Source organism: Candidatus Nitrosomarinus catalina (assembly GCF_002156965.1).
GTDB lineage: Archaea > Thermoproteota > Nitrososphaeria > Nitrososphaerales > Nitrosopumilaceae > Nitrosopumilus > Nitrosopumilus catalinensis.
In genome coordinates, this window is record NZ_CP021324.1 from 643,586 (window position 1) to 663,974 (window position 20,389).

Consider the following 20,389-nt stretch of genomic DNA (forward strand, 5'->3'; position numbering starts at 1 on the left):
ATAATCAACTATTCAAATTTATCTTATTATTTCTTAATTTCATTTATTTCAGAATCATTAACAATTTCATCCATTTTCTTTGCAAATTCATTGTAAATTGTTTCTAATTCTTCTAGCGGTATCTCAATTCCTAAAAGTTTCAATGTTTTATTCCATGATTCAATGTATTTCTCATCATCCATACCTTTTCCGAGTGTTTCTGCAAGGGAATTTACTCCCTCAGTCTTACCTAGTGCATAAATTGCAATTTCTCTAGCAGTTAACATCTTCGTCTTTACTATTCTCCGTAATGTAATAGTGAAGTTCAGTATAGCATTCTACACAATAATCTTCATATTTTGTATGATCACAATCATAAACTTTTTTGACATCATTGCTACATTTTGCACAAATTGGCATTATGTATTCACTTAGGATTTTACTATTTTAATTGCACCTAATGCAAGTTGGATAATTGCAGGTGCAAATAACATTATTGGACTTCTTTCTACTCCTTCTGGTGCAGGTGTTGCTATCATTGCAATACCTCCAATTAGAATTAGTATTCCTGAAATAATAATTAATCCTCCTAACCCCTTAGATTTTTCTCTAATAGCTATGAAGAATGCAATAATTGGTAAAACAATTGCTGGACCTCCTAGTCCCATGCCTCTTTGCATATCATCTAATGGCAAAAACCCTTCTTTATCGGCATTGCCCATTGATACTGCGACATCAGCACCATATAGCACTAACAATGCAATTGCAATTCCAGTAAGTGCCATTGCTGCTGCTTTTAATGCCATATTTGAATTGAAAAATTACAATATTTAAACCAATTATATTGATTCTACCTCTACACTACCCTTGATTTTTTCTAGTTGTGTAAGTAATTCATCTATTGACTGTTTCTCAAATCCAATGATGTTTAAATGACCCAGTTTTCTTAGAGGTTTAGAAATTTTCTTTTCATACATTTTTAGATAAATATTCTTTTCAGAAATTTCTATTTTTTTATATTCTCCTTGAAAATCTAAATTCCCTAAAATGTTGTACATTATTGTGTTGTGAAGTAATTTTGTACTTCCTAAATCCAATCCTAAAATTGCACGTAAATGCTGTTCAAATTGAGATGTTTCACTTGACTGCAATGTGTGATGACCAGAATTATGAACTCTTGGTGCTATTTCGTTAATTACTATTTCATCATCTTGAGTCACAAACATTTCTATTCCAAATACTCCGGCACCTTTCAAAACATCCATTGTATTACTGGCTATTTTTCCAGCTTTTTCTGAAACTTCATTTGATGTTCTAGATGGTGCAATTGTTTCTCGAAGAATATTTTTTTCATGTATATTCTCAACTAATGGATATGTCTTAATTTCTCCTTTAGTATTTCTTGATGCTATAACTGATACTTCCATTTTAAATGGGACAAATTTTTCTAACATGAGTTTTTGTCCTTTAAAATAATCATATGCTGTTTGAATCTCCTTTTCTGAGTCTATTTTGAAATTACCTTTTCCATCATATGCATCTCTTCTGGCTTTCAGTAATGCTGGATACCCAAATTTTTTCAATCCTTCTTTGACTTCTTCAATGTTATTAACTTTGATAAATTCTGGAACTGGAATATTATGATTTTGCAAAAATGTTTTTTGTAAAAATTTATCTTGAATAGTTTTTAGAGTTTCTGGAGATGGGTTGATCTCAGCCTTATTTTCAACGGATTTTAATACATCACTATCTCCTGATTCAATTTCATATGTAATGATATCCACTTGGTTTGCTAGGTTGATGATTGAGTCTTTGTCTTTAAAATCTGCCACTATTTGCTCTGCTCCAACTAGGGATGCCGAACAATTTTCATTTGGATCTAAAACTATTACTTTTGATATGTGCTCAGGCATTTTTTTTGCAGCTTCAGTAAGCATCATTCCTAATTGACCTCCTCCGATAATGCCCAAAATTTTTGCCATTAAATGAATTCATTAAAATGCACTAAAAATATCTAATGTAATATGTCTAAAATTATTAAAATTCTTTTAGGATCTGCATTGTTGGGAATTGTTTTTCTAGTTCAATTACTTGTTTTAGGTATAGAGTTAAATTTTTAGATTTGTTTGTATTGAAATCAGCTTTTGTAATCTATCATTGTAATTTCTCTTTGCAATCATATCCCCAATTAAATATCAATTTCATAAATGAGAATTATGGCTGGACCACATGCACACGATGATGATAAAGCACATGAGGTAATACCAACAGACGCACCAACAGCAGAAATTGGCCTATATTTTGGAACACAAACTGGTAAAACAGAGCAAGTATGTGGAATTATAAAAAATGAATTAGGCGATGTTGTTTCAGAGGCTGTAGATGTTTCTGAAGGAGATTTAGAACATTTTCCAAATCTTAAGGGAATAATCTGCGGTATCCCAACTTGGAACACCGGAGCTGAAGAATTAAGATCTGGAACAAATTGGGACAATATCTTAGAAAAAATAGGTGAATTGGATCTCAAAGACAAACCTGTTGCAATCTTTGGTTTGGGTGATTCTGTTGGATATGGAGAAGATTTTGTTGATGCCATGGAAGAATTACATCGATTCTTTGAAAAATCAGGTGCCAAAATGGTGGGATATGTTCCCCTTGATGACTATGCCTTTGTATCTTCAAGATGTTTAATTCCCCATCTTAACGAAATTTCCAAACCAGAAGATGGTGAAAAATTTTGTGGCCTTCCCGTAGATGAGGATAGTGAAAACGAAAAAACTGAAGACCGCGTTAAAAATTGGTGTGCTCAATTAAAATCAGAAATGGGATTATAACATAAATTCTATTTTTAAAATACATTCTTTTTTTATTTTATTAATTTTTTAAATTCGTTTTTTATAAAAAATAATATTATGTCCATTTTTTTAAATTACTTTCATACAGAGATTGTTTTGTTACTGGTTTGATTTTCATTTCTTCTTTATAATCAATTAAACATGTTAAACAGATTTGGTGATTTTTAATACAACTATTACAATGAATTGCTTGTGTTTTGATATGTTCCTTACAAAAATCACATTGATTTTTCATAACAGTATTAACAAAATTTCATTTAAAAAATACTAGAATATTATCACATCTTATTACAAAATTTTAAAGAATACTGAAATATTTGGAATGTGATGCCAATAGTAATAATTCCTTGGTCGGTTTATTAGATTACTATCAAGATTTCCGATATTTTCAGTATTCCTGACCTTAAATGTAGTCATTGGCAGACCCAGCATATAAGATCTATTTTGATTAGGTAATCTGAGTATTATAGATACATAAAATTTTATGATTTTATTCTAAGATGTTGAATACAATAAACTTTTCAATATCTGAATGAATCTTGGGTTCCATCAGTTGGAGGGATAGATTTTACCCATTTTTTATAATCTTCTTGTGATGTATTGCATTCATCATTTTTTGCTTCTCTTACAATGAAATCATTAGAATCTACAAAATTTTTACATTTTTCACATAACCATAATGTAATATTTTCTGGTTTTACTGATTTTGGTAATCTTCTTTCATTACATTGTTTACAAAATAATGGCATATTTTCAATAATCTTATGTCAATAATTTGAATTTAACATTTTTCTCTTCTAGAGATTTGATTAATGATTGTGCTTGTTCTTTTCCTTGTGTTTCTAAATTAAGCGTGACAGATGCAGAACCTGCATTTACATCTGAACTTAATCTATCATGAACCACTTCCACAATATTTGCATTAGCTAAAGTGATAATATCTACAATTTCTTTAAATGCTCCTGGTCTGTCAGGCAACAAAACTGATAGTTTCAACAATCTGCTCATTGCTGCAAGTCCTTTATCTACAATCTGACCTAATAGATACATGTCTACATTACCTCCTGCTAATACTGCTACTACTTTTTTTCCAGGTGAAGGTTTTTTTGATAGTAGATATGCAAGCCCTACTGCTCCTGCAGGTTCAACCACAAATTTCATTCTTTCCATTAATAGGAACATAGCTTTTGTAATTTCATCATCATCTACTAATACAATTTCATCCATCAGTTCTTTGATTATGTTGAAAGTTATTTCTCCAGGCATTTTTACAGATATGCCATCTGCAATTGTTCTTTCTCCACCAGTCAATGTTCGTGTATTTTGTTTTACAGACTCATACATGGATGGAAATGATTTTGACTGAACTCCTATGACTTTGATATTTGGATTTTTTTCTTTAATTGCAATTACAGTTCCTGCTGCCAGACCGCCACCACCTATTGGTAGATAAATTTCTTCAACATCTGGTAAGTCTTCTAATATTTCTAATCCAATTACTCCTTGTGCTGCTATTATTTGAGGGTCATCAAAAGCTTGTATTAATGCAGCACCAGTGCTTTCAGAAATTTCTTTTGCCTTAGAATATGATTCATCATAGTTTACTCCTTCTAAAATTACATTTGCTCCGTATCCTCTAGTTGCAGCAACTTTTGCAGGGGATGCATTTTTTGGCATAACAATTGTACATGATATATTTTCTAATGAAGATGCTAACGCAACCCCTTGTGCGTGATTTCCTGCTGATGCAGCTACAACTCCGTGCTTTTTTTCATCATCTGATAATGATTTAATTTTATAATATGCTCCCCTGATCTTAAATGATCCTGTTTTTTGTCTAAATTCTTCTTTTAGGAAAATTTCTGAATTTGTTAAATCACTAAATGTTGGTGAATGAATTAAAGGTGTTTTTCTAATTACATTTCCTCGTAATGTATTTGCTTTTAGTATTTCATCGTATGTTGGATTCATTGGAGATGTTGCTCACTTTTAGAGGTATTTGAGTTAATCGTTATGGGTAATTTTCAGCTTATTTTTTGTGCGTAAATATAATAAATTTTTATCATAATTGTGCCTAGGATATTTTGAAAGTATTTTTAAAGTTATTTTTTTATTTTAAATTAATTTGTTCTTGAAGTACTTCTAATTTTTTTATAATATTCTCTTTTACATTATTAGACATTTTTCTTGGATCAAACAGACCTTCGCGATTGTTATTTTTGATAAATTCTATGTCTAATGTGCACAAACATCCTTCTTCACCTGCTACTAATCTAGTATCATCAATCAATACTGAACTTGTCTGATATGTTTCAATTAATAATGAATCTAATTCCTTTATCAGTTTGTTTTTCTTTTCAGTTAATTTTTTAAATTCTTCACTGGATTCTTTTTCAATTTCTGCATACACTTTTTTACTAAATTCTTCATCTTCATAAAATATTTCAAATAATTTTTGATGATCAAAATCTTTGTATCCCATTTCTTTTAACTTGTCTAAGACAAATTGATCACTGTTATTTGATAAATCTGATTCTTGTTTTTTTGTATTGTCTAAAATTTCAGCTAATTCTTTTTGTGAATCAATAACTCTTTGAACTGGCTTGTAAAATAATAATACATGGAATTGTATTGATAAATGACCTGATATCAAATAGTTCCCTTCAGTAATTTCAAATTTAGTAAATATTCTTCTTAGATCCTCATTATTTGTCGTTGATACATTTTGTAAAGACCATCCATCTAATTTTTGAATTATGCCTTCTAGGTAATTGGATACTTCTTTAGGATCAAATGTCTTTTGTTCTGTAATTGTAGAATCCCCCATCATTACTTTGACATTAGCAATCTTGGTTTTTTCTATCATTTTTGCTAAAAAATCTTGTTGAATATCATCATTTTTTTTATTCAATAATTGAATAAATTCATCTGGTGATCTAGAACCTAGTCGCACATTTTTGCTAAAAAATAACTCTCCTTAAACCTTCATTTTCATTTTTGAAAAAATATCTGATTTTGATATCTCAATAATACTCAACAATATCTAAATACATTAAACACCCTTCTTAGGCATGGTGGAATCTAAAATTTTGTGCTACAATTGCAATTCTGAGATTATTGAATATTATAATGAGCAATATAAGGGCAATAGAGGTAAATGTGACAACTGTAAAATTGATTTTCCGTTGGATTAATTGAATAAAAATGAGTGAAAATATTAATGAAAAAAATGACAATCGAGTAGTAGATATGCTTCTAAGCCGAAATGTGGAGGCAGCTGTAGATTCTGAAAGTATGATTCTGGAAACTCAAAAACGTGTTTGGGGAGCTTTGAAAAAAGGGTATGAGTATTCAGGAGTACATGATGAATCTGAAGATTTTCTTAGAAAAAATGTATTTTCAAAACTAGATATGATGGTGTTGTACGTGGATTTAGTTGGTTCAACAAAGATGGCTTTAGAGATGCCTTCAGATAAAATTGCCACTATAATTAGCTCTTTTGCACAAGAAATGGCAGCTGTAATTCGTCAACATCATGGATATGTTTTAAAATTTGTAGGTGATGCAGTTATTGGGTATTTTGTTGCAGAATCAAATTCATTACTTACTGCAGACAATGCAGTTAATTGTGCAAAATCCATGAATACTGTTATTCAAAAGGGAATAAACCCAATACTTGATCAATATGATTATCCAGATTTAATGGTAAAAATTGGTGTTGATTTTGGTCAAAATATTGTAGTTAGATATGGTGCTGATGAACAACATTCTCATGTTGATTTAATGGGACCTGCTATGAACATAGCTGCAAAAATTCAATCTATGGCAAAACCCAATCAAATTTTAATCGGTTCTGATGTTTGTAAAAGATTACATCCAAATTCTCAAAAAGATTTCCAACAAATGATTTGGAAAAATGACGAATGGAATTATCGTTCAAGACATACAGGAGAAATCTATGAAGTTTTTGAATTCAAGGGATGATTAATTCTTAAAATACTAAATTAAACTGTAAATTTTTCAGGACATTCTACGTGTTCATAGTGGTGTTCGGTGAATTCATTTTGAACAACATACATTACAATTTTGTGTAGTTCTTCTTGTTTGATGTCTTTTTTACATCTCAAACATGATTTTCTCTCTTTTGCCATGACTAAGATCGTTCAATTGTGGGAATCTATAAGGATCTGCGATCAGCTGAATTTGAGTAAAAATGACTGAAATTAAACTAGTTAGTATATGAAATGCCTAAAGTAAGCCACAAATATAGCAAATTAGGATGAAATTTATGGATAATATGGTAATGAGACACCTTCAAGACCTTTATGGACTAAATCCAAACATTCCTCACATGGCATTTCAGTTTCCTAGATTGCCTCCAGGACTAAACCATCCTCTATCTCCAATGCATCAGAATCAAATGAAATCACAATTATCTCAACATGATGAAACCCTTAACCAAAAACTTCAAGGATTTCAAAAACTCTATCAACAATATGCTTCAGGTTTAATCTCACCAGAATCACCAATTGTTCCACCTGGACATCCTTTGTTTAGTGGTAGAAATTCAGTTCAAACATTAAAAACTGAAAATGAGAAATTGATTAAAGAAAATTTAGAACTAAAGAAAAAATTAAACAACAGACCAAAAGATAAGCATAACCCTTAATCTCTTATTATAAAATTGACAAGCCTTATTAAATTCTGAATTCGTTTTTTAATATGGTTAAAACACCTTCAGACAAATGGAAAAATAATATTCTAAAATATAAAAAACAATGTCAAACTATTCTTGAAGTTTCTAACAATATTCGATATGCTGGCGTCATAAACAATTATGGCAGAACATTAACTGGTGTAATCAAACCAAATCTTAAACCATTATTGAAATCTGAAGATGTCAAACATGAATTTTTCATTACATCTACATTACTTTCTTTAAGAAAAAATAATACTTCTTTTGGAAAATTAGACCATATTTTGTTGAAACATTCAAAAGTTAATGTTCTTATTTTACAAAAAAGTGATGTAACTTTCTACATTTCAATTAATTCAAAAGAAAAAAGCTTGGAGAAGATTATCTCTTCAATAAAAAAGACAATCTAAGCTGGCGTAAATCCAACATATCCACTAGTTTGTTGATCTTTGTCGTCAAAATTGGGTTCAAACAATGAAATCATGTATTTGTCTGGATCCAATATTACTGCATTTTTGCCTACTTCTTTTTCCATAATGTCTCGATGAACTGTAACACCTTTTGTTTTTAGTTCTTCTATGGCAGATTTCAAATCTCCTACTAGAAATCCAATACTTATTCCATTATCTATGGAATCTCCTGCATGTTCTGCAGTTGACGATGCAGGATGTAAACTCAACAAAGCTCCGGATGTACCTAAATCTACCCATGTTTTTCTTTGGTCTTTAATTGGAAGACCAATTATTTCATTGTAGAATTGTATTGACTTGTCTAAATCTTGGACTGCCAATATTACATTTCCAACCTTTTTGATATTCACAAAGAATATGGGTGAAAGTTGCTTAAATCAATTACCCTCTTAATTATCATTTTTTTTAAAATTATTTTAAATTAATTATTGAACTTCAACCATTGTTTCAGTTCTTTCAACGCCACTAATTTTTTGAATTTGATTTGCCACTTCTTTAATTTCAATCAATTCTTGGACATCGATAATTGCAACCGCATCAAATTGTCCGCTTGTTGGAAATGAGTTTGAAACTTTTGTTAATTTTCTTAATTTAACCGCAATCAATTTTTTTGGAGATTTCACTAAAATTATTGCTTTTACCAACCTAAATCTACCTCCACTTCAATTAGAGTTTCTGTTGTAACAATATCTTTAATTTTTTTAAAATCAATTACCATTTGATTGATTTGATCAATTTTTCCTTGTAAAATTACACTGATATCTGCTCTTCCAGTAACTACCATCACTTGTTTTACAACTTTACGTTTTTTCTTCAAAATTTCAACTACTGAATCTACTTTTCCAGGCTTAACTGTAATCAAACATAATGCATACACGAATACTTTATGTGAATCAATTTGATAAATATTGCTAGTCTGTTGCTTCTTGAGATCTAGCCTCTTCAAGATAGGCTCTTCGTTCCTCATTAATTTTTTCTTGATCTATGACTAAATCATCATCTACAATTACTATTCCACTATCTCCGCTAGGCTCATCCTTGATTTTCTTAGATTTTTTACTAGCGGTTTTCTTTGCTTTAGTGGTTGTTTTCTTTGCTTTAGTGGTTGTTTTCTTTGCTTTAGTGGTTGTTTTCTTTGCTTTAGTGGTTGTTTTCTTTACAACTTTTTTTTCAGCCATTATATCGAAAATCTTGCGATTGAGTAGCTTTTAAAGATTTTGTAGTTTTTTCTTCTATTTTACGTCAATCTTCTTCGGTATCTATCTCAATTGAGTCATTTGTGATCTCTGTAATCTCGTCTAATACGATCTTTTTTACTTCATCAGCAGTTCCTATTTGATTTGAAACCATGTAGTTTAATTCATCTAAAATCGCATATTGGACTCGTGCTCGCAATACCTCAATTATTTCAGTTTCGACTGTTGGATGAAATTCACTTATCCATTGATTCAATTCTTCTTCTTTTATCATATTAGCCAAATTTTTCTGTTAAATTTATTTTCTATGTTTTTGACTATTTTTCATATTTTTTCATTATTTTTAAAAATATTGAAAAAACAGTATGTATTAGTCAACACTTTACTTTTGAATTACTTTATTTTTGTTTGATTCTATTTTACTATGTTGGGAGGTGAATAAGATAGCAAAATTAGCAGATTATCAAGCAGTTAGCAATTCCGCATCATTGGCAAAAATTGATGGTCAATCTTTTACAATTACTGAAATTGAAGATTCTCATTACACACAAGGTGATGAAATCACTAAAGGTGTCAAATTAACCATGAAAGAATTTTTTTCAATTGATGGTAATCAAATGAATAAATTTCATACTACCCGTGTCGCTATTGTCAAGAAATTTTCTAATCAAAAACTTCGTGATGATATCAATTCTGGTAAAGAAACACTTCATGTAAAATGCATTATGGAGAAATCTAGCTCTGGTAAAAATTTCTACAATTTAGTAGATGCATAAAAAAATTCGTTAAGGAAATAATTTCTTATTTCTTACTTTCTTTTTATTTCTATAAATTATCAAATGATATTTTATTATATTTTTTAAATTTTCTTCAACTGACAATTCTTCGTTTATAGAAATACTAAGAAAATCAAAATAATCCTTATCCTGTAATTTGATCTCAATTTTCCTCAATGCAGTACTTGAATTTTTATTTCTGCATCTTCATCTGCAATCATTTTGGCATGATTTTCACATACTCTCATGATCTCTTTTGCAAAAGGGATTCTGGATTTATTGTAATGGGAATATAGTACTCTGAAATAGGATTCTGTGTTACATCCTAAAATATTACAAATCATAAGATCATAAACTATTACATATTGAGCCTAAAAGAGCAGGTTATTCTGTCATAATTGGAAATTTGCCTGGATGTAAAATGGTGCCGAGGGCAGGCAGCTGTCTTTTAGTTCATAGCCATTCAAAAAACTTGCCAAATCTGTGGTTTGTTCTTGTGTTTTTTGATATAACATGACCATATTTTACTGGATTTTGACTTAACAATATGTAATCAAATTAAACTAAGAATTGGATCAATCCTCATCAAGGATCTATTCAACAATGATAGTTGTTGTATTAACTTCAGATGGATCGATTTGTATAATTCCCTGACTAATTAAATATTGAATCGCCGAAACAAAATCAGAATCGCTAATTACATCATTTGCCCACCATGAAGCGTTATTTTTTACCCAAGAAGGAACTTCACTAGTCATAGATTCAGATTGACTTGGAATAGTATCTGGAATTATCAAAATTCTTTGGTTAATTAGAAATTCTATGGCTGTAAGAAATTCACTTGTTGTTATTGCATCATTACTCCACCATTTTGCATTACTTTTAATCCATGGAGGGATATCTAGTTTAATTTTTGATTTATCTTGTACTTCATAGGACACATTTGATTTTTCAGCAAATTGAGATGATAGAATGGCTGCATCTAGTGCATTTTTAATTGAACCGTCTGGTGAATTCAAATCATTTCCTTTCAATTTAGATTCAGCTTTGTTTAATAATGAATTAATTTCGGATACGGTATTTTTGGTTTCTTTGGATAGATTATTCAAATCTTTTCCATCTCGTTCTAATTCTATCATAGAATTGTAGATGTTTATTTTTGCAGTTTTAATTAAATTAACAGTAATTCCTCTAGAGTAATTATCTCTATCAAATTCTGTAAAGAAAGTATCTGCAATTCCGCAAGTACTGTCATCAGGTATTAGTTTCTCATCCACTGCCCAATCATACCAATATCCACATCCTTGTATTGGTTGATTGAACCCCATGACTCCCCAATACCATTTTTCAAAATAATCTTGTGTTGCAAATTCACCTTCATCAGTAAATCCCATAAATGGATGCATGAAACTCATAGTATGTCCAATTTCATGCAATACCAAATCCGTGGCACTTTGCTTATCATTCCAAATTTCCCAATCAGTCATGACTCCCAAAGCACAACAAGGTTGTGTAGGATCATCAGGATGTGAGGGTGCAATTCCAGGACCCAGAACACCATCCTCCTCTATCCACAAATAATTTTGCTTGTCATCTATGATTAAAATTACTGGTATAGTCCAAATGGAATCTTCGACATCTTTGTAGTCATTAATACCGCCAGTTTGCTGTGAACTAGCCCATTCAATTACTGCTTTTTTTATTTTGTCACTACTTACAACATGTGTAGTACCGTATTCAGGATAACCGGAATAGATTGCAATTTCTTCTTGTTCATTAATTGCATTTCTTAAGGAAGTGGGAAAATTGCCATCAGAAATATCTTGTACAGAGAATTTAATTTCCCATTCTGAAAATGGAGTCAACTTTTCAAGTTCACGTTTTATTTTTTCTGCATTAAAAAATTTATCAGTCAAAGAAGGAATTGATGCATCACTTCCCATAGACACCAATACAATGTCTGCAACATACTTTGATTTGTAAATTGGTTCATAGAGATATGATGGTGTAATGATAAAAGATGTGGCATTATTTGTATAATCAGAGATTAGTTGTGCATGTCGTTTATCTGTATGAATATCATGAAGATTAATCATATCATTGTCCCATGTTTTATCATAAAACCCCCAATCATCAGTGGGGTCTGAGTCTGGAAATCCCTGTATGTCATGCCAAGGAACTGAATACAAGTCAAAAAAGTAAAAATTGTATTTTCCACCAAATCCCATCATGCCCACTGCTTCATGATCTTCTTTTGTAGCTACATCTCTTGTTCGAAGATCATACGAATGAAGAAAATCAATATCATCCATATCTCCAGAAATAAAAACTAGATTTACTGCACTTGATTTTGTGAATACATTATTTCTTGAAATAATATTTTGTTGTAAATATTCCTCCATTTTTGAGGCATCCATGGTTTTAAAATCAATCTTAAACCTGTCTGTATTTGTCATCCATTCAGTGTGATTTGCTTTAATCCACGGTGCAAATCCCCAATACTCATAAACTGTTTCTGTATTTTCTCCATAAAATGTTCCGCGCCAAGGTTTTGATTCTGATTTCATATATTCAAATAAGTCATTAGAATCATTTTCAGATACATCTACAAAATTATAATCATAATGATATGTAATTCCAGCACGATTAAGCTCTAGAGCTATGTATGGAGAATATTCTAAATTTAGATTCTTTGTAATCATATCTTTAATTTCAGAATCCCATGTATCTCCAACCAGTATTAAGTTGACATCCAATAATTGAGTAACAACAATTTCATCAGGCTGATATACATCTGCAGTAATAGGAGAAATTTTTTCATCAATTATTTCTACTTCATACCAAAATTCAGGATGAGTTGAAAATGCGTTACTTGGAATTTGTGTTGATTTTAAAAATGCACCTTCCATTCCAGTATTATCTATTTGCTCTATTGCAAATTTGAAATCTTTTCCTACATCTTTGATGTGGAAAAGTACATCATAACCATAATTATTTAACAATAATCTACCATCAGGGTTGTGTTTTGCATGGGTAATCCAACTACCATCACTAGTATACTCATGTGCCCCAATGTTTTTTGTGTTAATGGAAAACGAGACATCATTTTCATCTAATTTATTTTCAGAATCGCCTTTTTTATCTACAAAAATTTGTACTTGGTCTCGCCCAGAATTTGATGAGTCAGATACATGAATCAAAACAGATGCAGAATTTGAATAAGCATCAAAAGTCAAATAAAAATAACATGTGTCAAAGGATTCAGGAATTTGCATATCTCCTATTGCAAAATAAGTGGATTTTTTTGAACCGTCAATTCCATATTCTACCTCTGCTCGATACAATCCTTTATGAAATTTATCAGCACCGGAATTATCATCTAAATCAATTAAAAATAATGACTCACCTTTTTTGGAAACAGTAGAAAAATTCTCAAAAACGATTTCTTCATTTTCATCATAGACTTTAAGCTTAAGACGGTCTTCATTTGACCATGAATTGATTTTAACATCTATTCTTACAACATCTTCAATGTCGTAGAATTGTTTGTTACTAACTAAAGAAATAGTATCATCAGCACACTCAAATGAATTACGTTTAAGGTCTTCAGTCATAATGTCAAATGGTTTGTACAGAAAATCATTGACATTAATTTTTCCTGAATTTACTTGAATTTTTTTAGATTTTTGATCAGAGATTGGGATTGGAATTGCAGTTCCTATTGTTTGGATATCTGGAAAATGATATGTTTGATATTCTTCAAGTAATCCATCATCACTAGTTTTTGTTATGTCATAATAATCAAAATAAAATGGATATTGGAAATCTTTAGTTGATGTATAATATTCATCAAAAAATTTTGTGTAAATTGCAAACCCTTCATCAGTTTCTTTAACTTCTACTGCCCCACCACTACATCCCGAATATACTCCAGTCCAAAAGTCATTCAATTTTTCTAAAGGAAATAAACATGCATTGCCATTTCTTTCAGCATAAATAAAGTAAATTTCATTTTCATTAACCTGTAGATAAGTTAACAAATGATCTGTTGTGAATGGAATATAATTTTTTAATTGTTCATCGGTACTGTCTTCTACATACGTAATTATTCGAATACCTTTTGATTTTTCATAAAAAAAATATGTTTCAATTTTTTCCCCATTATCTCTAAGTGTGGAATGGGGTGCATGATTTTTTAATAATAAATTTTGATTCATTTTTTTAAATTCAGCAATAGTTGGCACATCATCTTCAATGTAAACTGGCAATACTGGAGTAAACGAACCGTATGATTCATCCACATTGAATACTAATACAATCATGGCAACTGCCACTATTGCGATAATGAACATTGATTTCAATAATAATTATGGTCATTGAATGATTTATGGTTTATGTTGTAATTGTCACATTTGAGAATTATTGATGTTTATGAAATTAGTTGATTTTTCATGGAAAAACCACCATTTGGGCACGATGGCACTGAACCAAAAGAAAAGTGCCGAGGGCATGATTTGAACAAGCGACAGCCCGGTCTTCAGCCGAGTGCTCTTCCAGGCTGAGCTACCTCGGCACTAAAAAAAATACTTTAGATGAGGCATTAAAGTTTGTCTTTTTATGGTTTCCAAATAATATCTTCGATACCGTTTCGTTTATTGATTAAACGACCCATTACAAACATTAGATCTGATAATCTATTGAGATATTTGATGCAATTAGAATTAATTTCATCTTTATCGCTCAATTGAACTACCAGCGTTTCTGCTCTACGAACAATGGTTCTTACTTGATGGATTTGAGCAGCTGCAACATTTCCTCCAGGTAAAATGAAATTTGTGATGGGTGGCAATTCCAATTCAAATTTATCAATAATCTTTTCTAATTTTTCAACCATGTCTAATGAAATCCTATTCTTCAAATCATTGAGATTTTGATTGGATAAATCTGAACCTAGTAAAAATAATTCATTTTGAATAGTATTCAAAACTACACGTACGTCATCATCCAATGTATTGCTTAAGACAACTCCAATTGTAGCATTAGCTTCATCTACTGTACCATATGCAAGAATACGTGGATGTGATTTTGCAATTCTAAAGTCCCCCTGTAAACCCGTATTTCCATCATCTCCAGTTTTTGTATATATTTTCATATTTTTCTTAATTTATCTTAACTATTATGTGATTCGAAAATAAAATATGAAAATTCATTAGTAGAAACTGTTCTACATAATATGTTATGATTTTAGATTTTTTAAAAAATTCTGCAAATCTTAAAACAATATCTCGACAGGGATGGATAGATAAATTATCTATAAAAAATCCTGAATCAGTGGCTGATCATAGCTATTCCATGGCAATTATGGCCATGATAATTTCAGATTTAAAAAATTATGATTCCGAAAAAATTCTTAAAATGACATTACTGCATGATTTGGCAGAATCAAAAATTGGCGATATTACTCCTGAACAAATGACTGCAGAAAATAAGATGAAAATTGAAAACGAAGCATTTGCTGAAATAATCAATCAGTTGCCTGAGACAATAAAATCTCAATATCATGAAATTTGGAAAGAATATCAAAATAACAGTTCAAAGGAATCTTTGTTTGTTCATCAAATAGATAAATTAGAAATGGCATTACAAGCAAAAATTTACCAAAAAAACGGCAAAACCCTTGAAGATATTGAACCCTTTTTGGAATCAGCTAAAAGAAGCCTAACTGACGAAAAATTAAAAGAATTATTTACAAAGATTATTGGAGAAAAATAAATGTCTGAAACTGAAAAGGATGAATTAATTGATGCACAAAAGCAAGTAATTGGGATTTTGTTTGAAGTCATTAAAAGATTACAAACCAACAATGATCTGGATGAAGAATATTTTCAAATCATTACAGATTCGACAAAAAATGAAAAAAGAATTAAAGAGATATTGGACGAAAGAAATGAAAATTCAAAAATTGTTGGTAGATTGTTAGAACAATTAGAAATTTAACCTGATTCAGAATAACCTATTGTTTTCATGCCAAAACATGGTTTGTTTCCTTTACTCCAACATTTACAAGAACATGAAACTGCTTTTCCTGTTTCCAAATCTTTAACAACTTTATGAAAAACTCCTTCTCTAATTTTCGATTCAATTGAGATTGTTTCATATCTGTCTGAATCGTTATAGGAAATTTCCAATTTTATCAATTATGTGTCCCATGCTTTGGTATTTGTTCTTTTGAATCTGCCCTTATCCCGTTTGGAATGTTTTACATTGTAATTTAGTAAAACAATACCTAAAATCAATCCAATACCGCTAAGTATCAAAAGTGGAAATATCATATATTCAGGCAAAACATCCAGACCTAGTGCAATAATTCCAAGAATTATAGAACCAATAATTGATGATAAGCCAACTCGTCTATTGTTCAATAAATCTATAATTTTTGTATGAACTTAAGCATATTGGCAAATTATAATTAAATACGAATTGTTAGTATTTGTGCCAATGAAAGAATTACAATTCTATATGGATATATCGCCTAAATGGTGGGTTAATTCAAGTAAAGACGAATCTATAATCAAAAAATACATCTGTAACCAATTTGAATATGATTATTATCCAAGAATTATCACTTTAGGTAGACAACAAATTGATCTTGATGAGGAAAATGATTTCAAATCCCAATTACTTGATAAAGTAAAATCAGGAGAATTTATCTACGAATTTTTACCTGAAGATGAAACCTTAAAAGAAAATTATGTCATTTCAAATGGAAATGTATCAATTAATCCTGATAAAAAATTGATTAATTCAAGAATTTTAATTAAAATCTAATTTCCACAACTACAATCATCATCGGTAATCATTCTTAGATGGGCTGTTTGTTGATGTTTATCTTGTACATAACTTGACAGATTGGTAATTCGTACACGTGGTTCTTTTTCATTCCAACTCCCTTCATTTTCAAACCAAAATTCAATTTCATCCACATCATATCTTTCTCCATTTTTAACTAATTCCTTGAAGATTTTCTTAATTTCCACAACTTCTTCTTCAGTTAATTTTGATTTGTCTTCTACAAAGGTAGTTATTTCATTTAGTTTGATTATGACAGGGTTTGTTAGCGGCATCAACGATATGAGGCATGGTTTCTATAACTATCTTTTGTGATGTTTTTATAACAATCAAATATTTTGATGATTATGCAATATTTCCAGGCTTTAAAACTAGGACAAAAACGAGTTGCAGAAGCACGAGAATATCTCAATACCTTAACTGATGGCAAGGCAATGCCTGCTTTGGCACTTACTGATACAAAATCTAACGTATGGAAGCCAGTGGGTGAAGAAAATCTGTATGCATTTGTAGATGAATCTGCAGGTTTTATCTTGACTGATAATAGTGGATATATTCTAGCATTAGTTGACAGTACTGGGTCTTCAAAAACAATAGTTCAAGGAGTCACTAAATTACAAAAAGAAAATTTAGAGAAGGCTTTTGAAAAAGACAATATTAAAAAATTTGAAGGCAAGGTAATACTTCCAGTTTAAATTTTTAACAACTATTTTTGTATCCCTTAAAGCCTGTGATTTTCAAGTGTTTATATGACAAAGCCTGAACTTGAAAAAAAAATATTTTTGCATTTAACAAAAGTTGATTTTTCAACATCAGATGAGATGAAAAATATTTTCAAATGCTCGGAATATGATTTAATGGATATTATAAAAAATAATACTAAAACAAATTCAGAACCATTAGGATTTATTATAAAAAATGATGAAACTACTCCTACTCGATATTCAATTGAACAAACAAATTATCTAACAATTCATAATCAAGTTGAAAATTACTTGAAAGGAATTAACGGGATTTTGAGTTTATTTTATAGGAATTTATCCTCTCAATCAAACTTATTAAAATCCGATTCAGATAAGATATTAAATCTAAACAACAAAGGAAAAACCATTTTTGACAACATCAGTTTAATTTTAGATAGAATTCAACAACTCTCCTTTCTCATTACATATTACAAATCAATGGATAAAATTCCAAAAAATATGATTTCTAAAGCTGACGAAGATCATGAAAAATGCCTCAATATGTATTCAAAAATAATTAAAAAATTAAAAAGTATTCTAATGAAAGAAAAAATTAATCAAGAAGTAATAGAACTGTATTTGTTTAAACATCAATTTGTTGTAAACCATCTAAATTCTTCAATTTAGGCACAAAAATGACTATCTAAATACAAGTAATTCTTAGAAAATAAAATGAACATGTTATTCATCATTACAATAATGGCAGTTGCCATGATTGGAACAATCACAGTACACCAAGTATATGCAGTTGAAGAAGATATAGAAGAAGTAACTCCATTGACAATTAACAGTTTAGAAGTCTATGAAGATGCAGATTATTCTAGGTATCGTGTTACTGGAGATGCACCTGTATCTACTGAAATTACATTTAAAACTACAAAACCAGATGGTTTAGATGGAAATTATCCTGGTAGTATAGATACAAGTAAATCTGCATACATTGTGGATAACAAAATTGATTTCACAAATAATTTAGTTTATGGAACTTGGACTCTAGAAGTTTGTGCACCTGAATATGATATGTGTGTACAAGAATTATTCACAATTGATGAACCTGTTCCTCCATCTAATGGTGATGAAACTCAAATGGAAATGGTTTCAAATGAAACATCTGTTGAAGAAGGTGGAGGTTGTCTAATTGCAACAGCAACATACGGTTCTGAAATGTCGCAACAAGTTCAGCAACTCAGAGAACTACGAGACAATCAATTACTACAAACAGAATCCGGAAAACAATTCATGGGAGCATTCAACGACGTCTACTATTCATTCTCACCAGTTATAGCAGATTATGAAAGAGAAAATCCTCTTTTCAAAGAAGCAGTAAAGATTGCAATCACTCCGATGATTTCTACTTTATCTCTAATGGAAAATGCTGAATCAGAATCAGAAGTTTTGAGTATTGGAATTTCAATAATTGCACTAAACCTTGGAATGTATCTTGGAGTTCCAGTTATTGTTGTAGTTGGAATTAGAAAAATCAAATAATTCTTAAAAAATCACTCCTAAAGTATGGTAAAAGTAGACATTATGCCTGAGGATAGTTAACAAAAACAAAGTAAAACCTTTAGTTATCATAGTGAAATAGTAACAAAATGAGTAAATTTTCTCAAGAAATTGAAGTTAGTGGACATTTGATAGATTCTTCTATTCTAACAAAGATTTTTGACAAAATCATGGATTTGAAAGGAGAGTTTAACGTTGAAGAAATTGATATTGGTACAAAGAAAAAAGATCACTCTTATGCAAGATTAACAATTACTGGAAACAACCAAGGACATCTAGATGAGATTCTCAAAACAGTATATCGTGAAGGAGCAGTATCTAAAGTTCAAAAAGAAATTCAATTAAAAAAATCATCAAAGGATTTTGTAATGCCAGATAATTTTTACAGTACCACAAATAATCATACTCAAGTTTTTCTTAAAGGAAAATGGATTTCAGTTGAAAATATGATGATGGACAAATGTATTGTTGTAAAAGGAAACAAGGCATTTTGTGTTCCAGTTAGAGATGTAAAAAAAGGTGATCAAATAATCGTAGGTGAAGCAGGAATCAAAATTACCCCACCTGAACGCCCAAGAGAAGGTGTTAACGTGTTTGAATTTATGGGAAGTTCAAGTTCCAGTGAAAGGCCAACACAACATATTGCAAAACAAGTAGCTGATGACATTTACAATACAAAAAAGAAAGGTGGAAAGATAGTAATTGTTGGGGGTCCAGCAATTGTACATACAGGTGCAGATGATTCAGTATCAGAATTAATTAGATCCGGTTACATTGATGGAGTATTAGCTGGAAATGCACTTGCTGTTCACGATATAGAATATGCAACTCTTGGAACATCCCTTGGAATGAATGTCAAAGATGCCACATTGGCATACCATGGCCATAGAAATCACATGGATACTATCAATGCCGTGTTTAAGGCAGGTTCAATTGCCAAGATGGTTAAGAGCAAAAAATTAACTAAAGGAATAATGTATGAATGCGTAAAAAATAATGTTCCGTTTGTTTTAGCAGGTTCAATTCGTGATGATGGTCCATTACCTGATGTAATTACTGATGTTGCCGAAGCTCAAAGACAATACAAGAAAGTTCTCAAAGATGTAGATATGGTAATCATGATTTCGACTATGCTTCATTCTATTGCTACTGGAAATATGCTGCCAGCAAGTGTAAAGGTAATTGTTGTGGATATTAGTCAGCCAACTGTCACTAAATTAATGGATAGAGGTACATGGCAAGCACTTGGAATTGTATCTGATGTTGGTGCATTTTTACCAATGGTGGCTCAACAAATCAAAAAAAGATCTAAATAATTA

Annotated in this window: 31 protein-coding genes and 1 tRNA gene; 12 read left to right on the forward strand and 20 right to left on the reverse strand. The window is 30.5% G+C overall.

The genetic code is table 11. The features are described from left to right. Positions 1–26: 26 nt before the first annotated feature. From NMSP_RS03860 to NMSP_RS03870, 4 genes are read right to left on the reverse strand one after another with little or no spacing between them, the layout of a single operon-like run. A complete protein-coding gene (locus NMSP_RS03860) occupies positions 27–266 on the reverse strand; it encodes a hypothetical protein (RefSeq protein ID WP_086907538.1) in 240 nt (79 codons plus the stop codon). After that, complete coding sequence (locus NMSP_RS08420; protein ID WP_192866220.1) at positions 253–399, reverse strand: hypothetical protein; 147 nt, start codon at positions 397–399, stop codon at positions 253–255. The genes NMSP_RS03860 and NMSP_RS08420 overlap by 14 nt, the downstream gene beginning before the upstream one ends. A gap of 11 nt (positions 400–410) precedes the next feature. After that, positions 411–785, reverse strand: coding sequence for a hypothetical protein (locus NMSP_RS03865; RefSeq protein WP_086907539.1), 375 nt, complete (start codon positions 783–785; stop codon positions 411–413). Positions 786–818: 33 nt separating this feature from the next. Continuing rightward, positions 819–1,961 (reverse strand): 5-(carboxyamino)imidazole ribonucleotide synthase, encoded by a 1,143-nt coding sequence (locus NMSP_RS03870; protein ID WP_086907540.1) that lies wholly within the window; start codon positions 1,959–1,961, stop codon positions 819–821. A 234-nt stretch (positions 1,962–2,195) separates the two neighbouring features. On the opposite strand from NMSP_RS03870, the gene fldA reads away from it, so the two are divergent. After that, complete coding sequence (gene fldA / locus NMSP_RS03875) at positions 2,196–2,813, forward strand: flavodoxin FldA (protein WP_086908371.1); 618 nt, start codon at positions 2,196–2,198, stop codon at positions 2,811–2,813. Between the two features lie 76 nt (positions 2,814–2,889). Here the strand turns inward: fldA and NMSP_RS03880 are convergent, their stop codons facing one another. The 4 genes from NMSP_RS03880 to NMSP_RS03895 all read right to left on the reverse strand — a co-directional run bounded on the left by NMSP_RS03880 (position 2,890) and on the right by NMSP_RS03895 (position 5,787). Next, a complete protein-coding gene (locus NMSP_RS03880) occupies positions 2,890–3,069 on the reverse strand; it encodes a hypothetical protein (protein ID WP_086907541.1) in 180 nt (59 codons plus the stop codon). Between the two features lie 286 nt (positions 3,070–3,355). After that, positions 3,356–3,583: a hypothetical protein gene (locus NMSP_RS03885; protein WP_086907542.1), complete on the reverse strand. Its 228-nt coding sequence runs from the start codon at positions 3,581–3,583 to the stop codon at positions 3,356–3,358. 13 nt (positions 3,584–3,596) lie between these two features. Beyond that, positions 3,597–4,805 (reverse strand): threonine ammonia-lyase, encoded by a 1,209-nt coding sequence (gene ilvA, locus NMSP_RS03890; protein WP_086907543.1) that lies wholly within the window; start codon positions 4,803–4,805, stop codon positions 3,597–3,599. 139 nt (positions 4,806–4,944) lie between these two features. Then, positions 4,945–5,787 carry a hypothetical protein gene (locus tag NMSP_RS03895; protein WP_086907544.1) on the reverse strand — a complete coding sequence of 281 codons (843 nt, stop codon included), beginning with the start codon at positions 5,785–5,787 and terminating at the stop codon, positions 4,945–4,947. Between the two features lie 251 nt (positions 5,788–6,038). On the opposite strand from NMSP_RS03895, the gene NMSP_RS03900 reads away from it, so the two are divergent. Beyond that, positions 6,039–6,818 carry an adenylate/guanylate cyclase domain-containing protein gene (locus tag NMSP_RS03900; protein WP_086907545.1) on the forward strand — a complete coding sequence of 260 codons (780 nt, stop codon included), beginning with the start codon at positions 6,039–6,041 and terminating at the stop codon, positions 6,816–6,818. A gap of 20 nt (positions 6,819–6,838) precedes the next feature. Here NMSP_RS03900 and NMSP_RS08425 read toward each other — a convergent pair whose 3' ends face one another. Further along, on the reverse strand, positions 6,839–6,985 hold the full coding sequence (locus NMSP_RS08425; protein ID WP_192866221.1) for a hypothetical protein: 147 nt from the start codon (positions 6,983–6,985) through the stop codon (positions 6,839–6,841). 137 nt (positions 6,986–7,122) lie between these two features. Between NMSP_RS08425 and NMSP_RS03905 the strand changes: the two genes are divergently transcribed. Continuing rightward, the gene (locus NMSP_RS03905; protein WP_086908372.1) at positions 7,123–7,503 is read left to right on the forward strand and encodes a hypothetical protein; all 381 of its coding nucleotides are present in this window, start codon (positions 7,123–7,125) and stop codon (positions 7,501–7,503) included. A 53-nt stretch (positions 7,504–7,556) separates the two neighbouring features. Further along, the gene (locus NMSP_RS03910) at positions 7,557–7,940 is read left to right on the forward strand and encodes a hypothetical protein (protein ID WP_086907546.1); all 384 of its coding nucleotides are present in this window, start codon (positions 7,557–7,559) and stop codon (positions 7,938–7,940) included. On the opposite strand, the gene NMSP_RS03915 is transcribed toward NMSP_RS03910, so the two are convergent. From NMSP_RS03915 to NMSP_RS03935, 5 genes are all read right to left on the reverse strand, one after another. Then, the gene (locus NMSP_RS03915) at positions 7,937–8,320 is read right to left on the reverse strand and encodes a VOC family protein (protein WP_264080404.1); all 384 of its coding nucleotides are present in this window, start codon (positions 8,318–8,320) and stop codon (positions 7,937–7,939) included. The two genes, NMSP_RS03910 and NMSP_RS03915, sit on opposite strands and share 4 nt — an antisense overlap. Positions 8,321–8,425: 105 nt before the next feature. Beyond that, positions 8,426–8,644 carry an Lrp/AsnC ligand binding domain-containing protein gene (locus tag NMSP_RS03920; protein WP_086907548.1) on the reverse strand — a complete coding sequence of 73 codons (219 nt, stop codon included), beginning with the start codon at positions 8,642–8,644 and terminating at the stop codon, positions 8,426–8,428. Then, on the reverse strand, positions 8,638–8,877 hold the full coding sequence (locus tag NMSP_RS03925; protein ID WP_067960696.1) for a hypothetical protein: 240 nt from the start codon (positions 8,875–8,877) through the stop codon (positions 8,638–8,640). The genes NMSP_RS03920 and NMSP_RS03925 overlap by 7 nt, the downstream gene beginning before the upstream one ends. Positions 8,878–8,911: 34 nt before the next feature. After that, a complete protein-coding gene (locus tag NMSP_RS03930) occupies positions 8,912–9,178 on the reverse strand; it encodes a hypothetical protein (RefSeq protein ID WP_086907549.1) in 267 nt (88 codons plus the stop codon). Positions 9,179–9,242: 64 nt separating this feature from the next. After that, complete coding sequence (locus NMSP_RS03935) at positions 9,243–9,470, reverse strand: hypothetical protein (RefSeq protein WP_152023804.1); 228 nt, start codon at positions 9,468–9,470, stop codon at positions 9,243–9,245. Positions 9,471–9,630: 160 nt separating this feature from the next. On the opposite strand from NMSP_RS03935, the gene NMSP_RS03940 reads away from it, so the two are divergent. Next, the gene (locus NMSP_RS03940; RefSeq protein WP_225971324.1) at positions 9,631–9,972 is read left to right on the forward strand and encodes a hypothetical protein; all 342 of its coding nucleotides are present in this window, start codon (positions 9,631–9,633) and stop codon (positions 9,970–9,972) included. A 593-nt stretch (positions 9,973–10,565) separates the two neighbouring features. On the opposite strand, the gene NMSP_RS03945 is transcribed toward NMSP_RS03940, so the two are convergent. The 3 genes from NMSP_RS03945 to NMSP_RS03955 form a co-directional block, all read right to left on the reverse strand. After that, positions 10,566–14,324, reverse strand: coding sequence for a zinc metalloprotease (locus NMSP_RS03945; RefSeq protein WP_225971330.1), 3,759 nt, complete (start codon positions 14,322–14,324; stop codon positions 10,566–10,568). Between the two features lie 147 nt (positions 14,325–14,471). Further along, a tRNA-Phe gene (locus NMSP_RS03950) sits at positions 14,472–14,545 on the reverse strand. Between the two features lie 42 nt (positions 14,546–14,587). Beyond that, a complete protein-coding gene (locus NMSP_RS03955) occupies positions 14,588–15,124 on the reverse strand; it encodes a cob(I)yrinic acid a,c-diamide adenosyltransferase (protein WP_086907551.1) in 537 nt (178 codons plus the stop codon). An 86-nt stretch (positions 15,125–15,210) separates the two neighbouring features. On the opposite strand from NMSP_RS03955, the gene NMSP_RS03960 reads away from it, so the two are divergent. Both NMSP_RS03960 and NMSP_RS03965 read left to right on the forward strand, forming a co-directional pair. Beyond that, positions 15,211–15,744, forward strand: coding sequence for an HD domain-containing protein (locus NMSP_RS03960; RefSeq protein WP_086907552.1), 534 nt, complete (start codon positions 15,211–15,213; stop codon positions 15,742–15,744). Continuing rightward, a complete protein-coding gene (locus tag NMSP_RS03965; RefSeq protein WP_086907553.1) occupies positions 15,745–15,969 on the forward strand; it encodes a hydrolase in 225 nt (74 codons plus the stop codon). Here the strand turns inward: NMSP_RS03965 and NMSP_RS03970 are convergent. Together NMSP_RS03970 and NMSP_RS03975 are read right to left on the reverse strand one after the other, a co-directional pair. After that, entirely contained in the window at positions 15,966–16,160 is a 195-nt protein-coding gene (locus NMSP_RS03970; protein ID WP_225971325.1) for a hypothetical protein, read from the reverse strand. The two genes, NMSP_RS03965 and NMSP_RS03970, sit on opposite strands and share 4 nt — an antisense overlap. A gap of 9 nt (positions 16,161–16,169) precedes the next feature. After that, positions 16,170–16,394: a hypothetical protein gene (locus tag NMSP_RS03975; RefSeq protein ID WP_086907555.1), complete on the reverse strand. Its 225-nt coding sequence runs from the start codon at positions 16,392–16,394 to the stop codon at positions 16,170–16,172. Between the two features lie 76 nt (positions 16,395–16,470). Between NMSP_RS03975 and NMSP_RS03980 the strand changes: the two genes are divergently transcribed. After that, positions 16,471–16,800: a hypothetical protein gene (locus NMSP_RS03980; protein WP_152023805.1), complete on the forward strand. Its 330-nt coding sequence runs from the start codon at positions 16,471–16,473 to the stop codon at positions 16,798–16,800. Here the strand turns inward: NMSP_RS03980 and NMSP_RS03985 are convergent. Beyond that, on the reverse strand, positions 16,797–17,096 hold the full coding sequence (locus tag NMSP_RS03985) for a hypothetical protein (protein ID WP_152023806.1): 300 nt from the start codon (positions 17,094–17,096) through the stop codon (positions 16,797–16,799). The genes NMSP_RS03980 and NMSP_RS03985 overlap by 4 nt on opposite strands. A gap of 72 nt (positions 17,097–17,168) precedes the next feature. On the opposite strand from NMSP_RS03985, the gene NMSP_RS03990 reads away from it, so the two are divergent. The 4 genes from NMSP_RS03990 (at position 17,169) to NMSP_RS04005 (ending at position 20,386) form a co-directional block, all read left to right on the forward strand. Then, complete coding sequence (locus NMSP_RS03990) at positions 17,169–17,516, forward strand: hypothetical protein (protein ID WP_086908375.1); 348 nt, start codon at positions 17,169–17,171, stop codon at positions 17,514–17,516. A gap of 54 nt (positions 17,517–17,570) precedes the next feature. Beyond that, on the forward strand, positions 17,571–18,191 hold the full coding sequence (locus NMSP_RS03995) for a hypothetical protein (protein WP_086907558.1): 621 nt from the start codon (positions 17,571–17,573) through the stop codon (positions 18,189–18,191). A 45-nt stretch (positions 18,192–18,236) separates the two neighbouring features. Further along, the gene (locus NMSP_RS08605; RefSeq protein ID WP_225971326.1) at positions 18,237–19,052 is read left to right on the forward strand and encodes a CFI-box-CTERM domain-containing protein; all 816 of its coding nucleotides are present in this window, start codon (positions 18,237–18,239) and stop codon (positions 19,050–19,052) included. A 107-nt stretch (positions 19,053–19,159) separates the two neighbouring features. Further along, positions 19,160–20,386, forward strand: coding sequence for an ornithine cyclodeaminase, nickel-pincer nucleotide-dependent (locus NMSP_RS04005; RefSeq protein WP_086907559.1), 1,227 nt, complete (start codon positions 19,160–19,162; stop codon positions 20,384–20,386). The last annotated feature ends 3 nt before the right edge of the window (positions 20,387–20,389 follow it).

What these genes read in the sequence shown, in the direction of transcription:
- NMSP_RS03885 (WP_086907542.1), bottom strand. Translation starts at nt 3,583, where the DNA reads ATGCCATTATTTTGTAAACAATGTAATGAAAGAAGATTACCAAAATCA.
- NMSP_RS03945 (WP_225971330.1), bottom strand. Translation starts at nt 14,324, where the DNA reads ATGTTCATTATCGCAATAGTGGCAGTTGCCATGATTGTATTAGTATTC.
- ilvA (WP_086907543.1), bottom strand. Translation starts at nt 4,805, where the DNA reads ATGAATCCAACATACGATGAAATACTAAAAGCAAATACATTACGAGGA.
- fldA (WP_086908371.1), top strand. Translation starts at nt 2,196, where the DNA reads ATGGCTGGACCACATGCACACGATGATGATAAAGCACATGAGGTAATA.
- NMSP_RS03965 (WP_086907553.1), top strand. Translation starts at nt 15,745, where the DNA reads ATGTCTGAAACTGAAAAGGATGAATTAATTGATGCACAAAAGCAAGTA.
- NMSP_RS08420 (WP_192866220.1), bottom strand. Translation starts at nt 399, where the DNA reads ATGCCAATTTGTGCAAAATGTAGCAATGATGTCAAAAAAGTTTATGAT.
- NMSP_RS03880 (WP_086907541.1), bottom strand. Translation starts at nt 3,069, where the DNA reads ATGAAAAATCAATGTGATTTTTGTAAGGAACATATCAAAACACAAGCA.
- NMSP_RS03985 (WP_152023806.1), bottom strand. Translation starts at nt 17,096, where the DNA reads ATGCCGCTAACAAACCCTGTCATAATCAAACTAAATGAAATAACTACC.
- NMSP_RS03960 (WP_086907552.1), top strand. Translation starts at nt 15,211, where the DNA reads ATGATTTTAGATTTTTTAAAAAATTCTGCAAATCTTAAAACAATATCT.
- NMSP_RS08605 (WP_225971326.1), top strand. Translation starts at nt 18,237, where the DNA reads ATGAACATGTTATTCATCATTACAATAATGGCAGTTGCCATGATTGGA.
- NMSP_RS03905 (WP_086908372.1), top strand. Translation starts at nt 7,123, where the DNA reads ATGGATAATATGGTAATGAGACACCTTCAAGACCTTTATGGACTAAAT.
- NMSP_RS03865 (WP_086907539.1), bottom strand. Translation starts at nt 785, where the DNA reads ATGGCATTAAAAGCAGCAGCAATGGCACTTACTGGAATTGCAATTGCA.
- NMSP_RS03910 (WP_086907546.1), top strand. Translation starts at nt 7,557, where the DNA reads ATGGTTAAAACACCTTCAGACAAATGGAAAAATAATATTCTAAAATAT.
- NMSP_RS03860 (WP_086907538.1), bottom strand. Translation starts at nt 266, where the DNA reads ATGTTAACTGCTAGAGAAATTGCAATTTATGCACTAGGTAAGACTGAG.
- NMSP_RS03955 (WP_086907551.1), bottom strand. Translation starts at nt 15,124, where the DNA reads ATGAAAATATATACAAAAACTGGAGATGATGGAAATACGGGTTTACAG.
- NMSP_RS03980 (WP_152023805.1), top strand. Translation starts at nt 16,471, where the DNA reads ATGAAAGAATTACAATTCTATATGGATATATCGCCTAAATGGTGGGTT.
- NMSP_RS08425 (WP_192866221.1), bottom strand. Translation starts at nt 6,985, where the DNA reads ATGGCAAAAGAGAGAAAATCATGTTTGAGATGTAAAAAAGACATCAAA.
- NMSP_RS03930 (WP_086907549.1), bottom strand. Translation starts at nt 9,178, where the DNA reads ATGGCTGAAAAAAAAGTTGTAAAGAAAACAACCACTAAAGCAAAGAAA.
- NMSP_RS04005 (WP_086907559.1), top strand. Translation starts at nt 19,160, where the DNA reads ATGAGTAAATTTTCTCAAGAAATTGAAGTTAGTGGACATTTGATAGAT.
- NMSP_RS03990 (WP_086908375.1), top strand. Translation starts at nt 17,169, where the DNA reads ATGCAATATTTCCAGGCTTTAAAACTAGGACAAAAACGAGTTGCAGAA.
- NMSP_RS03935 (WP_152023804.1), bottom strand. Translation starts at nt 9,470, where the DNA reads ATGATAAAAGAAGAAGAATTGAATCAATGGATAAGTGAATTTCATCCA.
- NMSP_RS03900 (WP_086907545.1), top strand. Translation starts at nt 6,039, where the DNA reads ATGAGTGAAAATATTAATGAAAAAAATGACAATCGAGTAGTAGATATG.
- NMSP_RS03995 (WP_086907558.1), top strand. Translation starts at nt 17,571, where the DNA reads ATGACAAAGCCTGAACTTGAAAAAAAAATATTTTTGCATTTAACAAAA.
- NMSP_RS03870 (WP_086907540.1), bottom strand. Translation starts at nt 1,961, where the DNA reads ATGGCAAAAATTTTGGGCATTATCGGAGGAGGTCAATTAGGAATGATG.